14 protein-coding genes and 1 riboswitch are annotated in these 14954 nt (G+C 70.4%); of the genes, 7 read left to right on the top strand and 7 right to left on the bottom strand.

What is annotated here, in order from left to right:
• Nucleotides 1-40 precede the first annotated feature (40 nt).
• The gene (fgd, locus tag VZF99_RS11955; RefSeq protein WP_407334844.1) at nucleotides 41-1060 is read left to right on the top strand and encodes a glucose-6-phosphate dehydrogenase (coenzyme-F420); all 1020 of its coding nucleotides are present in this window, start codon (nucleotides 41-43) and stop codon (nucleotides 1058-1060) included.
• A gap of 69 nt (nucleotides 1061-1129) precedes the next feature.
• Here fgd and VZF99_RS11950 read toward each other — a convergent pair whose 3' ends face one another.
• Nucleotides 1130-1585: a hypothetical protein gene (locus tag VZF99_RS11950; RefSeq protein WP_154830548.1), complete on the bottom strand. Its 456-nt coding sequence runs from the start codon at nucleotides 1583-1585 to the stop codon at nucleotides 1130-1132.
• A 110-nt stretch (nucleotides 1586-1695) separates the two neighbouring features.
• Nucleotides 1696-1793, top strand: a riboswitch (TPP riboswitch).
• Nucleotides 1794-1884: 91 nt separating this feature from the next.
• Between VZF99_RS11950 and VZF99_RS11945 the strand changes: the two genes are divergently transcribed.
• The 3 genes from VZF99_RS11945 to VZF99_RS11935 all read left to right on the top strand — a co-directional run bounded on the left by VZF99_RS11945 (nucleotide 1885) and on the right by VZF99_RS11935 (nucleotide 3615).
• Nucleotides 1885-2649 (top strand): 3-oxoacyl-ACP reductase, encoded by a 765-nt coding sequence (locus tag VZF99_RS11945; RefSeq protein WP_163375523.1) that lies wholly within the window; start codon nucleotides 1885-1887, stop codon nucleotides 2647-2649.
• A gap of 53 nt (nucleotides 2650-2702) precedes the next feature.
• Entirely contained in the window at nucleotides 2703-3068 is a 366-nt protein-coding gene (locus VZF99_RS11940) for a hypothetical protein (protein WP_407334843.1), read from the top strand.
• 76 nt (nucleotides 3069-3144) lie between these two features.
• Nucleotides 3145-3615: a hypothetical protein gene (locus VZF99_RS11935; protein ID WP_185950735.1), complete on the top strand. Its 471-nt coding sequence runs from the start codon at nucleotides 3145-3147 to the stop codon at nucleotides 3613-3615.
• Between the two features lie 72 nt (nucleotides 3616-3687).
• On the opposite strand, the gene VZF99_RS11930 is transcribed toward VZF99_RS11935, so the two are convergent.
• Nucleotides 3688-3912 carry a hypothetical protein gene (locus VZF99_RS11930; RefSeq protein WP_067716967.1) on the bottom strand — a complete coding sequence of 75 codons (225 nt, stop codon included), beginning with the start codon at nucleotides 3910-3912 and terminating at the stop codon, nucleotides 3688-3690.
• Between the two features lie 134 nt (nucleotides 3913-4046).
• Between VZF99_RS11930 and VZF99_RS11925 the strand changes: the two genes are divergently transcribed.
• Nucleotides 4047-4985 (top strand): SDR family oxidoreductase, encoded by a 939-nt coding sequence (locus VZF99_RS11925; protein ID WP_407334842.1) that lies wholly within the window; start codon nucleotides 4047-4049, stop codon nucleotides 4983-4985.
• A 155-nt stretch (nucleotides 4986-5140) separates the two neighbouring features.
• On the opposite strand, the gene VZF99_RS11920 is transcribed toward VZF99_RS11925, so the two are convergent.
• The 5 genes from VZF99_RS11920 to VZF99_RS11900 all read right to left on the bottom strand — a co-directional run bounded on the left by VZF99_RS11920 (nucleotide 5141) and on the right by VZF99_RS11900 (nucleotide 11928).
• Nucleotides 5141-6079: a hypothetical protein gene (locus VZF99_RS11920; RefSeq protein ID WP_407334841.1), complete on the bottom strand. Its 939-nt coding sequence runs from the start codon at nucleotides 6077-6079 to the stop codon at nucleotides 5141-5143.
• 230 nt (nucleotides 6080-6309) lie between these two features.
• Entirely contained in the window at nucleotides 6310-7422 is a 1113-nt protein-coding gene (locus VZF99_RS11915; RefSeq protein ID WP_154830552.1) for an NDMA-dependent alcohol dehydrogenase, read from the bottom strand.
• Nucleotides 7423-7555: 133 nt separating this feature from the next.
• A complete protein-coding gene (locus VZF99_RS11910; RefSeq protein WP_268098442.1) occupies nucleotides 7556-9103 on the bottom strand; it encodes an aldehyde dehydrogenase family protein in 1548 nt (515 codons plus the stop codon).
• Between the two features lie 137 nt (nucleotides 9104-9240).
• Entirely contained in the window at nucleotides 9241-10893 is a 1653-nt protein-coding gene (locus VZF99_RS11905; protein ID WP_253002246.1) for a helix-turn-helix domain-containing protein, read from the bottom strand.
• Between the two features lie 96 nt (nucleotides 10894-10989).
• Nucleotides 10990-11928 carry an IclR family transcriptional regulator gene (locus VZF99_RS11900; protein WP_120284253.1) on the bottom strand — a complete coding sequence of 313 codons (939 nt, stop codon included), beginning with the start codon at nucleotides 11926-11928 and terminating at the stop codon, nucleotides 10990-10992.
• A 166-nt stretch (nucleotides 11929-12094) separates the two neighbouring features.
• Here VZF99_RS11900 and cysD point away from each other — a divergent pair, with 166 nt between their 5' ends.
• Nucleotides 12095-13012: a sulfate adenylyltransferase subunit CysD gene (gene cysD / locus VZF99_RS11895; protein WP_067716962.1), complete on the top strand. Its 918-nt coding sequence runs from the start codon at nucleotides 12095-12097 to the stop codon at nucleotides 13010-13012.
• Nucleotides 13012-14952, top strand: coding sequence for an adenylyl-sulfate kinase (gene cysC / locus VZF99_RS11890; protein WP_154830555.1), 1941 nt, complete (start codon nucleotides 13012-13014; stop codon nucleotides 14950-14952). The genes cysD and cysC overlap by 1 nt, the downstream gene beginning before the upstream one ends.
• Nucleotides 14953-14954 lie beyond the last annotated feature (2 nt).

Below are 14954 nucleotides of genomic sequence, written 5' to 3'. Positions count from 1 at the left end.
CACACATCAATCACACCGCTACGACCCCAAGGAGCCCCACATGCCCGAGACCCCGTCCCTGAAGCTCGGTTACAAGGCGTCGGCCGAGCAGTTCGGTCCGCGTGATTTGGTGGAGTTCGCCGTGATGGCGGAGCAGGCGGGGATGGATTCGGCCACGGTGTCGGATCATTTCCAGCCGTGGCGTCACGACGGTGGTCATGCGCCGTTCTCGTTGGCGTGGATGACGGCGGTGGGGGAGCGCACCGAGCGGCTGCAGCTGGGCACCTCGGTGCTCACCCCGACGTTCCGCTACAACCCGGCGGTGTTGGCGCAGGCGTTCGCGACGATGGCGTGCCTGTACCCGGGCCGCATCTTCCTCGGTGTGGGTACGGGTGAGGCGCTGAACGAGATCGCCACCGGCCACCAAGGCGAGTGGCCGGAGTTCAAGGAGCGGTTCGCGCGCCTGCGTGAGTCGGTCCGGCTCATGCGCGAGCTGTGGACCGGTGAGACGACGAACTTCGAGGGTGACTACTACTCGACCAAGGATGCGTTCCTCTATGACGTGCCCGAGGGTGGGGTGCCGGTGTACGTCGCGGCGGGTGGTCCGGTGGTGGCCAAGTACGCCGGCCGCGTGGGCGACGGGTTCATTTGTACCTCCGGCAAGGGGATGGAGCTGTACACCGACAAGCTGCTGCCCGCGGTGGAGGAGGGCGCGGGGATCAACGAGCGGGACTCGGCGCGGATCGATCGGATGATCGAGATCAAGATCTCCTACGACCCGGACCCGGAGGCGGCGCTGGAGAACTGCCGCTTCTGGGCGCCGCTGTCGTTGACGCCGGAGCAGAAGCACTCGGTGGACTCCCCGCGGGAGATGGAGCGCCTCGCGGACGAGCTGCCCATCGAGCAGGTCGCCAAACGGTGGATCGTCGCCTCGGACCCCGACGAGGCGGTCGAGCAGGTCCGCCAGTACGTCGACGCGGGCCTGAACCACCTGGTCTTCCACGCCCCCGGCCACGATCAGAAACGCTTCCTCGACCTCTTCAATTCCGACCTCGAACCGCGACTGCGTCGCCTCGCGTAGGCGCCGCGGGCGGGCAGGTGACCCGCCCGGCCGCCCACCCGGCCGCCCACCCGGCCGCTCACCCCGGGCTCAGGCCCGGGTGAGCAGCAGCGGCGCCGCCGCGAACCGCGACCAGGGCCCGCCCGCGAAGGTCAGGCCGATCAGGCGCCGGTCGTCGAGCGGCCGGAACTCGTCGCGCACCCAGCGCCACGGCACCGGGCTCGAGGCGCCGTACGAGCAGACGATCACCTGACCGCCGTCGAACCACGAGGATTCCAGCGTCACCCGCATCGGCAGGGTCTCCCGTGGCGGGCGGCCCTCGTCGTCGTCGACCAGGTTGACCGCGCCGCCCCCGGGGGCGAAACGCTTGCCCTGCCAGCCCGGCATCCCGCCGAGGGCGATCGCGCGCGGCGCCACGACCCTCAGCGGTGCCGGGCCGACGAACGTGACGAGGTAGTCGCCCGGGGCGGGCAGATCGGTCGGCGGCGTGGCCTGCGAGAACAGGGCGCGCAATCGGCCGAGCGAGGTCGGCAGGGCGGCGGTCACGGGGCTCCGATCATCGGGGGCGTTCGCCGATCCTAGGACGGTTGTCCAGCCACGCGGGACAGATCGGCAGTGTGGCTTCGCGTTCAGCCGGCCGCGGGTGGCCTAGGCTCGCACTCGACACGGGGTGCCGCCCATCCGGGCGGCTGAGAACACACCCGTCGAACCTGAACTGGGTAGTTCCAGCGGAGGAATGTCGTGCACGTCGCCCCGGGCGGCGTCGCCTGGCAGTCGTGCGGTCATCGTGCGGCGGGCAGGTGGGCATCGCGCTCCCCGTGAGGAACCACCGGGAAGCGAGTGGAATGCGTATCAACGAGCAGGTCGTCCTGGTCACCGGCGGAGCCCGCGGACTCGGCGTGGAGATCATCCGCGCCTTCTCCCGCGAGGGCGCCCTCGTCGTCGTCAACTACCGGCGCAGCGAGGCCGCCGCCGCCGACCTCGTCCGTGAGCTCGGCGAGGACCGCGCCGTCGCACTACGCGCCGACGTGACCGACGACGACGAGGTACGCGCCCTCGTCGACGCGGCCCGCACCCACTTCGGTCGGCCGATCAGCACGGTGGTCAACAACGCCCTGGTCGACTTCCAGTTCAACGGCGACGCCAGGCCGCGGCCGGAGACCCTGACCTGGGAGGACTTCGACTCGCAACTGCGTGGCGCGGTCAAGGGCACCCTCGCCACCACCCAGGCCGCGCTCCCGGGGATGCGGGAAGCCGGTTTCGGGCGGATCGTCACCATCGGCACCAACCTGTTCCAGCACCCGGTGGTGCCGTACCACGACTACACCGCCGCCAAGGCCGCCGCGCTCTCGCTGACCCGTACCCTGGCCACCGACCTCGGGCCGGACGGCATCACGGTCAACATGGTCTCCGGCGGCCTGCTGCGCACCACCGACGCCAGCGCCGCTACACCTGAAGAGGTGTTCGACGTCATCGCCTCGGGGACGCCGCTACGGCGCGCGATCACCCCTGCCGAACTCGCCGACGCGGTGCTGTTCTTCGCCTCCCCGTGGGCACGGGCCGTGACCGGGCAGAACCTCATCGTGGACGGCGGGTTGGTCAAGGGCTGACGGCGCGGCGGTCGCCCTTGCCCGGGCGAGCTCGGGTGGGGGAAGCTGGTGGCATGGAACTGCCCTCGGTCACCTCCTCGCGAACGGCCGAGGGCCGGCGGATCGAGGCGGCCGAGGCGGCGGTGGCCGAACTCGACCAGCGACTGACCGAGTGGGACGACCAGCGAGCCCTTGTCGCCGCAGCCGAGCTCGGCGACGACCCCCACGCCCACGTGCCCGCGACCTGGCCGACCGTCGCGGAGGCGCGGGCGTCCGCGGCCGGTCGGCTCGCGGCGCCGCTGTCACCGGCCGCCGTCGAGGCGGAATGCTCGGAGCTCCGCTGGGCGGGCCTGGGGAAACTGGTCGGGGCCGGCATCTCGGCGGCGGTACTGCTGTCCGTGCCGTTGACGCTCGTCCTGCACGCACTGGTGGGATCATGACGGCCCCGGGGTCGGGGGCTGGGGTCGGGGCCGGGGTCTCGGCGGCTCGGCGCATCGGCCGAGGGGCGGTGACGGTATGCCCCTGATCCTCGCGTTGCTACTGCTCACGGTGATCGTCGGGCTCGCCGCCTGGGTCGCGGCGACCGGCTGGATCGCGCGGTCCGGGCTGGAGGATCTGTCCCGTCGCCGCCGGCTACGGCGGGGTTCCGACCCGGTCCAGCTCACCGCCGAGCGCGCGGTGGATTCAGCCCGTCGTTCCTACTTCCTGGCGCTGGAGGCGCTGACCGAGACCCTCGATCGCTGGTACGCGCTCCGACCCACGCTCGGGATCGGCACCCCGCTCGAGGACACCTATCCCGACGTCAGGGACCGCGCCGACGCTGATCCGGAGTTCGCCGCGCTGCTGGAGCGAGCGAACACCGCCTGCCTCGACAACCGCTCCGGCCACCCTGATGCGGTCCCGGACCTGCTCGAGGAGACCGCACGCATGGACTCACTGATGCTCGCCCTCCGCGAACGCGTCCACCGCGCGGGTCGGCCGAAATGACCGACTCCGCCTCGCCCCACCCACGCGTGGCGGGTGACGGGCAGGCGGAGTAGCGGTGTCCGCGGGGTGGGCTCAGGCGATGCCGGTGCCCTCGTCGGCCGCGGGGGAGGTGTTGGTGCCACCGTCGTTGATCTCGAATCGCGTCCACTTGCCGTCCATGTCGACCTCCATGGCGTAGCCGAGCGAGTCTTCCGGGACCTCGACCGTCTTGAACCAATCGTAGGCCTTGGTGTCGTCGGCGAACTCCTTCTCGTCGATCACGTTCTGCTCGGGGTCAATCACGCGGTAACGGGGCATGCGTGCTCCTTCGTCTCGAGGGAAGTTGAGTTCTCTTCCGCAGTGTGGGGGATTCGGCGCCGACTCGCATCCGGACGGGCGGCCGCCCGTGACGCGTACCGTCGATGCAGCTACACGACCCAGGAGGCCCGCCAGTGAGCACCGACCCCACCTTCACACCCTCCGACCAGCCCGACGCCGTCCAGCCCGACGACGCGGTGTTGATCGACCCCACCTCCAAGTACGAGGTGGAGATACCGATGCAGTCGCAGCCCGTCCCCGGGCTGGCGTCCGAGCTCGACCCGCCCGCCGACCACGGCGAGGCGTCCTACGTCGGCCACGGTCGGCTCACCGGCCGGCGGGCGCTCATCACCGGCGGTGACTCGGGAATCGGTCGGGCCGTCGCGATCGCCTACGCCCGCGAGGGTGCCGATGTCGCGATCGGCTACCTGCCGTCCGAGCAGTCCGACGCCGACGAGGTCGCGCGACTGGTCCGGGAGGCCGGGCGGACGTGCGTGCTGCTGCCCGGCGATGTGGGCGATGAGGAGGTTGCCCGGTCGATCGTCCGCGACGCCGTCGCCGGGCTCGGTGGGGTCGACGTGCTGGTGCTGGGCGCCGCCCGGCAGACCTACGTGGAGAACCTTGAGGACCTGTCCTCCGAGCAGTGGGCCGAGACGATGAACGTCAACATCTCGGCGCCGTTCTGGATGATGCAGGAGGCGCTGGGGCACCTCCAGCCCGGATCGAGTGTCATCTTCACCTCGTCGGTGCAGGCTTACACCCCGTCACCGGGCCTCGTGGACTACGCGACCTCCCGCGCGGCCGTGAACACCATGTCCAAGGCGCTGGCCCAGCAGCTCGCGCCCCGGGGGATCCGCGTCAACGCCGTGGCGCCCGGGCCGTTCTGGACGGCGCTGCAGGTCTCCGGCGGGCAGAAGCCGGAGAAGCTGCCGTACTTCGGTCAGAAGAACCCGCTGGGCCGGCCCGGTCAGCCGGTCGAGATGGCCGGCGCCTACGTCTACTTGGCCTCGGAGGAGTCGTCGTACACGACCGGCAACACGCTGTCGGTGACAGGCGGTGCGCCCACGCCCTGAGCCGGCCCAGCGAAGCCGCCCGCCGAGCCCAGCCGCATCAGCATCCGCGCGCAACCACTGCAGCCGCGCACGAAACTTCGTCAGCGGTTGTAGTGGTTGCGCGCGGATGGCGTGACGTCCGCTGCGGGCCGGGGCGCGGGTCGGCGGTGGGCAAGTCAGATGAGGTGCGCTCGTCGGAGCCCGCCGAGCAGCAGTCGCTCGAACCGGACGGGCTTGAACAGGTCGTCCCAGATCCAGCGGATCACCACCACCCCGAGATCCCTCAGCTGGTCCTCGCGTTGCTTCTCGAGCCACACCACCTCGCTCGGGTCCGCGCCGTTGCCGGCGCGGCCGGAGTACTTGATCCTGCCGTCGAACTCCCCGGCCAGTGTGCCGTCGCCCCAGGAGAAGTCAGTACGAGCGATGACCTGCCCTTCAGGGGAGAGGTACCGGTGTTGCAGTCGAGGCGTCGGAATGACGTGCAGGGATCTCATGACGCAGCGCGAGAGCGATTCACCGGGGCTCTCCGCGAGAGGGTCCGCAAAACCGACAGCCTCTCGGGCTATCGCGACACCGGTGCGGCCGCAGTGGAGTTCGAGCTCGTTCACCAGGGAAGCCCGCGTGACCAACTTCAGACGCAGCGCATGGTCTGCCGCGCAGACGCCCGCATCGAAGCCCGCAGTGCGGGCAAGGTCGATGATCGTCCGATCGACGGTCGTGACGGGGATGCCGTCGACCTCGGTGGCTGACAGGGAACTCCCCGGGGAGGTATGGATCTGGACGTGAGGGGTCTTGCGTCCTCCGGCGGGCCGGTCGACCGTCAGGTGGACGCCCTGGGTCCGGGTTCTGACGAGGGGGAGGCCGTGAAGCTCCGCTGCCGTGTGGTGGCTAATCAGTGCCCCGGCCGGTCCCTCCGCCAGCGCGATCCTGGAGGACCTGACGGCGGAGGCCTTCCGGGACTCACCGGCTACGGGCACATGAAACCACCCGTGCCTGCTCCTGATCAGGCTTCCTGCAGCGACCGCGGCAGCGAGTGCGCGGTGCGACAGTCCCGCCCGGGTCGCCTCTGCCGTGGTGAATGGTTGCCCCGTGACAAACGGGATCGCTGGAGTCATGGCGGCAACGGTGCCAGGGCCCCCGGTGAATCCGGTCTGTGAACAGGGCCGGCGGCCGGGCTCTGTGGAGAAGTCGGCCCTGTGGAATTCAGGTTCTGGCAGTCCCTGACCACTCCTCGCCGGACAACCGCGCGCAATCGCTGCAGCCGCCCACGAACTTTCGTGAGCGGCTGCAGTGATTGCGCGCGGCTGCGGACGGAGCCGGGCCGGTCAGGCCGCGCTGGCCGGGATCAGTTGTCGTGGATGATCACGCCTCGCATGATCTTGCCGTCCTGCAGGTCCTGGTACCCCTCGTTCACCTGGTCGAGCGTGTAGGTCGTGGTGATGAGCTCGTCCAGCTTGAGCTTGCCCTCGTCGTACAGCCGCAGGAGCTTGACGATGTCGTACTGCGGGTTGGCAGAACCGAACAGGGTGCCCGTGATGGTCTTGCCGAACAGGGCCATCATCGTGCCACTGACCTGGACGGTCTTGTCGGTCATGTTGCCCAGGCCGGTGATCACGACGGTGCCGCCCTTGCCGATCACGTCGAAGGCGCTCGAGACGACCTGCTCGTCGACGGTGCCCACCAGGATGAGCGCCTGGTCCGCCATCTGACCCCAGGTCAGCTTCTCCACCTCGGCGTGGGCCTCGGCGGCATCGGCGAAGGCGTGGGTGGCGCCGAACTTCAACGCCTCGTCGCGCTTGAACTGGACGGGGTCCACCACCACGACGTGGCGGGCACCCGAGTGGACGGCGCCCTGGACGGCGTTGATGCCGAGGCCGCCGATGCCGTAGATCACCACGGTGTCGCCCTGGCGCACGTTGCCGGCGTAGGTGGCGGTGCCCCAGCCCGAGGGCACGCCGCAGCCCACCAGGACGGCCTTGTCGAGCGGCAGCCAATCGTCGACCTTGACCACCGAGTGCTGCGAGATCACCGAGCGCTCGGAGAACGTCCCGAGCATGCACATCGCGCCGAAGTCCTTGCCGTCCGAGTGGAAGCGGAAGGTCCCGTCGGGCATGTGGCCCTCGAGGATCGTCGCGCCCATGTCGCAGAGGTTCTGCCGCCCGGTCGAGCAGTAGCGGCAGGTCCCGCAGTTGGGGATGAAGGAGCAGACCACGTGGTCGCCCGGCTTGACCTTGGTGACGCCCACACCCACGGCCTCGATGACGCCGGCGCCTTCGTGCCCTCCGACGATCGGGAAGCGCGGAGGCAGTGAGCCGTCGGAGAGGTGCAGGTCGGAGTGGCACAGGCCCGCGGCCGTGTACTTGATGAGAACCTCGCCGGGGCCGGGATCGTCCAGGTCGAGCTCGATGATCTCGAACGGCTGGTGGAGGTCGAACAGTACTGCTGCCTTGGTCTTCACGGCGGTGTTCCTTTCGGGGGACGCAGAAGGTGAGGAGTGCGGGGTGGGAAGGGTTGAGCGGAAAAGAGGGAGTCGCCGACGTCCCCGGAGGGGTCACGGGGACGCCGGGTCCCGGTTCGTGGAGCTCGATACCTCAGAGCTGGATGTTGACCGACCTGGTCTGGGTGTAGAGGTCGAGCGCGCCGGCGCCGAGCTCGCGGCCCCAGCCCGACTGCTTGAATCCGCCGAACGGCATGGCGGTGTCGAAGCCGTTGTACTGGTTCACCCACACGGAACCGGCCTGCAGGCGGCTGGCCACCTGGTGGGCCTTGGAGAGGTCCTTGGTCCATACGCCGGCGGCCAGCCCGTACATGGAGTCATTGGCCTGGCGGACGGCGTCCTCGACGTCGGTGAACCGCAGGGCGGAGACGACGGGGCCGAAGATCTCCTCCTTTACGACCCGGTCCTCGGGCTTGACGTCCACGAACACCGTCGGCTGGATGAAGAAGCCGGTGTCGCCGTGGCGGGCGCCGCCGGTCAGGGCGCGGCCGCCGTCCTCGATTCCGGCGCGCAGGTAGTAGGACACCTTGTCGAACTGGTCCTGGTCCACGACGGGCCCGAGCACGGTGTCCGGGTCGAGTCCGTGGCCGATGGTGGCCTGGGACGCGGCGTCGGCCACAGCCTGGGTGAACTCCTCGTAGATGGAATCCTCGACGTAGAGGCGGGTGCCGGCGGTGCAGGCCTGGCCGTGGTTGAACATCCACGCGGCGACCGACCCGGCCACGGCGGCGTCCCAGTCGCAGTCGGCGAAGACGATGTTGGCGCTCTTGCCACCCAGTTCGAGAGAGACCTTCTTGAGGTTGCCCTTGGCGGCGTCCACGATGAGCTTGCCGACCTCGGTGGAGCCGGTGAAGGCCACCTTGTCCACGTCGTCGTGGCTGGAGATGGCAGCGCCGGCATCGCCGAAGCCGGTGATGATGTTGACCACGCCGTCGGGCACGCCTGCCTCCTGGCAGACCTCGCCGAGCAGGAGGGCGGTGAGCGGGGTCTGCTCGGCCGGCTTGAGAACGAGGGTGTTGCCGGTCGCCAGGGCGGGGCCGAGCTTCCAGGCGGCCATGAGCAGCGGGAAGTTCCAGGGGATGATCTGCCCACACACGCCCACGGGGACGCGCTGGGTGTAGGCGTGGAACTGCTTGTCGCCGGCGAACGGCATGGATACCGGGACGGTGGAGCCCTCGATCTTGGTGGCCCAGCCGGCGTAGTAGCGGAACACGTCCGCTGCCCAGGCCACGTCGACGGCGGTGGCGATCGCGACCGACTTGCCGTTGTCGAGCGCCTCTATCTGGCCGAAAAGCTCGGCCTTGGCGTCGAGCAGGTCGCCGATACGCCACAGGATCTGCTCGCGCTCGCGCGGCTTCATGGTGGCCCAGGCACCGTCGTCGAACGTGCGCCGGGCGGCGGCCACGGCGCGGTCCACGTCCTCGGGCCCACCGTGGGCGACCCGGGTGATCTCGTTACCGGTCGCCGGGTCGTGGGTGGCGAAGGTGCGACCGTCGGCGGCGTCGACCCACTGTCCGCCGATGAGCAGGCGGTGGGGGCGGGCGAGGAACTCGCGGGCCTCGGCGCCCAGGCGCTCGTCGACGTGTGCGCTGGTGCCGGTGCCGGTGCCGGTGCTTGTGTCGCGGGAGAGTGTGCCGGTCATGTTTACCTCCGAAGATCCGACCGCCTCGGCTGTGAGGCCGATCACAAATCATCCTGGGGGAGCGTCCACCCTCCGGAGTGTTCAATTTCTGGACACTCGAGTGGACACGGTGGATGACGGCGGGCGCCGTGTTCGCGTCAGGACAGCCCGAACTCCCGCATCCGGGCGTACAGCGTGGTCCGGCTGATCCCCAACCGGCGGGCGGCCCGCGAGCGCACACCGCCGCACTCGCTGAGCGCGGCGACGATCGCGTCGTACTCCCCCCGGGCCAGCTCCCCGGGCCGCGGCGGGCGCGCCGAGCGTGACCGCGACGGCAGCGCGTCCACGTCGAGGGTCACGGCGCACTTCTGCTCGAGCCGGGTCAGGCAGTCGCCGAGGGCCGCGCGCAGGGTCACCAGGCCGTTGGGCAGGTCGAGCACGCAGGCCGCCTCCACGAACCGCGCCGTCACCGTGGGTGGCCGCATACCGCGCCGCGCGGCCAGGTCGGCGACCATGCGGCGGACGATCTCCTCGCCCTCGGTGCCGCGCTCGTGGAGGGGGCGGACCTCTGTCCGCCGGTCACACAGGTCGAGTATTGCCGTCACCGCGGGGCGCGGGTCGTCGCGACTGGTGACGACGACGAGGTGGTCTCCGGCCGATTCCATGCGCGTGGCCAACCGGCGCAGATCGGCGTCGTCCAACAGGTCGATGTCGTCCAAGATCACCGGCCCGGAACGTTCACGGAGTGCGGGCGCGACCATCTCCCGCCATGCTGTCGCGGCGTCGTCCGCCTCGGCGAGCCGGAGATGGCGGGCCCCGGTGCCGGCGATCGCCCTCGCCGTCGTCGACCTCCCCGACCCCGACGGCCCCCGGACGGCGTGACTCCGCACCGCCGTCGCGGGGGCGGCGGCGACGATCCGGGGCGCGAGCGTGGTCGCGGGTGTTGTCGCGGGCGCGGGCGCCCCTGGCGACTCGGGGAACGTGAGGTCCAGCAGGTGCCCGCGACGTCCTATGCGACTGGTGGCCACCCCCACGGCGCCCACCGACAGTTCGACGACTTCACCCACATCGTCGCGCTCGACCAGGCGGCGGAGGGTGAGGAGGTCGCGGGAATCCAGTCGCTCCAGGCTCGAGTGAGAGGCCAGCACCACCTCGTCCCCGAACGCGCACGTCGCGGTGTCGGAGGAACGGGTGCGCTCGACGAAGCGGCGCCACAGTTCCCGGTCGTCCGCGCGGGCGGTGTCGACGTAACGGGCTTCGATATCGGCCACGACCTTCCGGACGAAGGGCGCGAACAGTCGGGATGCGTCCGCGGTCATGCCCGTGAGGTTGACCGCGCCTACCAGACGTCGGGTGAGCGGGTCGATGATCGGGTGGCCGTAGCAGACGAAGTCGCGCAGGACCTCGGCGAAGTGCTGCTCACCGTGGATGAACACCCCGGCCCGGGTCTCGAGCGCCGTGCCGATGCCGTTGTTGCCCAGGGCCTCCTCCGTGAGCTCGGCGCCTTCGTCGACGCCTCGCCGGAGCAGCATGCGGGAGATCCGCGCATTGTCGCGTGCCGTCCTGATGACACGGCCCTCGCGATCTGCCAGCACGAGGCTGGCGCCGGTGTCCTGCAGGACGGTGTCGAGCCCGTCCATCACCGGGCGCGCGGCCTCGGTCAGGCGGTGGGAGCGGGCGGCCCGCGGGTCGGGCGCCCCCGGGCGGGCGCTGTGCGGGGTCAGGCCGCTCAGCTCGGACCGGCGCCACGCCAGGTCCAGCGGGTCCGCATCGGGCGAGGGGGACGGGTGCGCGGTCCGGGGCACGATCACCTCCGATAGGGCAGGGAATGTGATCCACATCATACGGCCGCGCTGGCGAACGCGCCGCCACGGCAGACCGGGGCCCCGCGCCCGGGCGGGGAGCCGTCAGGAGCGGCTCGCCGCGTGGGCCGGGTGTACGAGGTGGGAGGGTAGTGTGGCCGTCCTCGGCGCGGGCGGGCGCGAGGCGAGGCGGGCGGAGACGTCGGCCGCGCACTGTGTCACGGCCTCGGCAGCCCGGGCGACCGAGCGGCCCGTCATCCGGCGACCCGGGGCGACGGCCACGGACCCGACCGCCCGCCCGTCGGCCCGCAGCACCGGTGCCGCCACGGAGGCCACGGCCAGATCCGGGGCGCCGCCGAGTTCGGCGTCGGTCACGTCGATCTCCGAGAGCTCGACGAACAGCTCGGACACGCGGTCACGGACCAGGGCGCCGATGCCGGAGGTCTCCAGCGAGTCGGCCATCCGCAGCAGCTCACGGCGGGCTGGGGTGAGCCGCTCGATGGACCAGCCACGTCGCGCGATCTGTGGGAGCACCACCTCGAGCCGGTCGCGCGCGGCGGTGGTCAGCCCCGCCGCGTCGGCCAGCCACTGACGTTGCTCGCCCAGGGGTAGTCGGGCCGCCAGTTCGCGCGCGAACGGGGCGCGCACAGGCACCACGTGGCCGAGGGGCATCGCCTCGCGGGAGGCGGTGCGCATACCGGCACCGACCGAGTCGACGACCTCGGCCATCCCGTCGCGGACCTTAAAGACCACGGCCGCGATGCCGGTGGAGTCGACCAGGGCCTCGAGGGGCTCGCGGGCCGCCCGGACCAGATCGACCTCGGCGGCCAGGGCTGTACCCACCTCACGGAGCCTCGGCCCGGCACGCCACCCGCCGCCGACCTTCTCGGCCCAGGCCTGCGACTCCATCTCGGCGAGCACCGCGTGGAGGGTCGATCTGCTGGCGCCGGTGACGCGGGCGATCTCGGCCAGGGGCAGGGGAGGGCCGTCTGTCGCCAGGGCCTCGACCACCGAGAGCACCCGACGGGTCGGATCGTGTCGCATAGTCGTCATCCTATGTCGATTAGTCGACAGGTGCCCGTCAGTTGCGCTCTCCGAGATGTAAATTCCTCGATGGCGAGCGCACGATGGTCCGGATGCCCGAGGACAGACAGATCTGTCTGCCCTCAGCCGACCGGGACCCCGGCCGGCCCACGACACTGGAGGTCGCATGACGACGAGGTCGGCGGTGACGCTCTCGCATCTCGACGCGCTCGAGGCAGAGTCCGTCCACATCTTCCGCGAGGTAGCCGCGCAGTTCGAACGCCCGGGGATGCTCTTCTCCGGCGGCAAGGACTCGGTGGTGATGTTCCACCTCGCCCGCAAGGCCTTCTGGCCCGCGCCGATGCCGTTCCCGCTCATGCACGTGGACACGGGACACAACTTCGACGAGGTGATCGAGTACCGCGACCGGGTCGTGGCGGAGACCGGCGTCCAGCTGCTCGTCTCCCACGTCCAGGACGACATCGACGCCGGCCGCGTGGTCGAGGAGACCGGTCCGGGCACCAGCCGTAACCGCCTCCAGACCACCGCGCTCCTGCGCGGCATCCAGGAGAACCGCTTCGACGCGGTCTTCGGCGGTGCCCGCCGCGACGAGGAGAAGGCCCGCGCCAAGGAGCGCGTCTTCTCGTTCCGTGACGCGTTCGGCGCCTGGGACCCCCGCGCGCAGCGCCCGGAGCTGTGGAAGCTCTACAACGGCAACCACCGCAAGGGCGAGCACATCCGCGTCTTCCCGCTGTCCAACTGGACGGAGCTGGACATCTGGCAGTACATCGAGCGCGAGGACATCGACCTGCCGCCGATCTACTACGCCCACGAGCGTGAGGTCATCGAGCGCGACGGCATGCTCCTGGCCAACACCCGGTTCCTCGAGACGCTGCCCGGCGAGGAGGCCCGCACCGAACTGGTCCGCTTCCGCACCGTCGGCGACGCCACCTGCACCGGCTGCGTCGAGTCCGACGCCGCCGACAACGCCGCCGTCGTCGCCGAGGTCGCGGGCACCCGCGTCACCGAGCGCGGCGCGACCCGCGCCGACGACCGGATCTCCGAGGCCGGCATGGAAGACCGCAAGAAGGAGGGCTACTTCTGATGAGCACCCCGACCACCGCCGGTTCGGCCCCCACCACCGCGGTCCCGAACCCCGAGGCCGCCACCGTGGAGACCGGCCACACCATGTCCGACCAGGCCCAGTTGCTGCGCATCGCCACCGCCGGCTCCGTCGACGACGGCAAGTCGACCCTCATCGGTCGGCTGCTGTTCGACTCCAAGGGCATCTTCGAGGACCAGCTCGCCTCCATCGAGGCCACCTCCGCCAAGCGGGGCGACGAGTACACCGACCTCGCGCTGCTCACCGACGGGCTGCGGTCCGAGCGGGAGCAGGGCATCACGATCGACGTGGCGTACCGCTACTTCTCGACCCCGCGGCGCAAGTTCATCATCGCGGACACCCCGGGCCACGTGCAGTACACGCGCAACATGGTCACCGGCGCCTCGACGGCCGACGTGGCGATCATCCTCGTCGACGCCCGCAAGGGTGTCCTCGAGCAGACGCGCCGCCACGCCTTCCTCTCCGCACTGCTGGGCATCCCGCGCCTGGTCGTGGCCGTGAACAAGATGGACCTGGTGGACTACGACGAGGCCACATTCGAGGCCATCCGGACCGAGTTCACCGACTTCGCCGCCAAGCTCGAGGTCCACGACGTCACCTTCGTGCCGCTCTCCGCGCTCAAGGGCGACAATGTGGTCAACAGGGCCGTCGATTCGATTGATTCCATGCCTTGGTACACCGGGCCGGCGCTGCTGGACCACCTCGAGAACGTGCACATCGCCTCGGACCGCAACCTCACCGACGTCCGGTTCCCGGTCCAGTACGTGATCCGTCCCCAGCGCGCCGACGGCCTGGATCACCGCTCGTTCGCCGGCACCGTCGCGGGCGGCATCATCAAGGTCGACGACGACGTGGTGGTCATGCCGTCCGGTCGGCAGTCCACGGTCAAGGCGATCTGGGGCCCGGGCGGGGCGGAGCTGGACGAGGCCGCCGCGCCCGCCGCCGTGACGATCGCACTGAACGACGAGATCGACATCGTCCGCGGCGAGATGATCGCCCGTCCGGGCAACCGTCCGCACCAGGGCACCGAACTCGAGGCGATGGTCTGCTGGTTCGACGACGCCACCACGCTGCAGCAGAACAAGCGCTACGTCATCAAGCACACCACCCGAGACACCAAGGCGATCGTCACGGGGATGGAGTACCGGCTCGACGTCAACACCCTGCACCGCGACCCGGATTCCACTGAGCTCGACCTCAACGAGATCGGCCGCATCGGACTGCGCACGCAGACCCCGCTGATGTACGACCCGTACCGGCGCAACCGCGACACCGGTGCGTTCATCATGGTCGACGAGATCACCGGCAACACCGTGGGCGCGGGCATGATCATCGGGCCCGCCACCACGGGGTCCAACGTGGTCTGGCACGCCGGGGCCGTCCAGCGCGGGGACCGGGGACAGGGCCGCACACTGTGGCTCACCGGCCTGTCGGGCTCGGGCAAGTCCACGATCGCGTCCGAGGTGGAGCGACTGCTCATCGAGTCCGGGCACCCCGCCTACATCCTCGACGGCGACAACCTGCGGCACGGCCTCAACGCCGACCTCGGGTTCTCGGCCGAGGATCGCGCCGAGAACATCCGCCGCACCGCGGAGGTTGCGGCGCTGTTCGCGGACGCCGGCGTCGTCGTCGTCTGTTCCCTCATCTCGCCCATGCGCGCCGACCGCGACGCGGCGCGCGAGGTCCACGCCAAGGCCGACCTGCCGTTCACCGAGGTCTTCGTGGACACCCCGCTGGCCGAGTGCGAGGCCCGTGATCCCAAGGGCTTGTACGCCAAGGCCCGGTCCGGCGAGATCCCGGAGTTCACCGGGGTGTCGGCTCCGTACGAGCCGCCGCTGACCCCCGACCTGCACATCCGCCCCGAGGACGGGACCGCGGAAGAGGTCGCGCAGCGGATCCTCAGCTCCATCCTGGGAATCTGAGC

The sequence above is a fragment of the Dietzia kunjamensis genome, assembly GCF_045689975.1.
Taxonomy (GTDB): Bacteria; Actinomycetota; Actinomycetes; order Mycobacteriales; family Mycobacteriaceae; genus Dietzia; species Dietzia kunjamensis.
The sequence above is the reverse complement of the archived record's forward strand: the minus strand, read 5'-3'. Positions and strand labels throughout refer to the sequence as shown.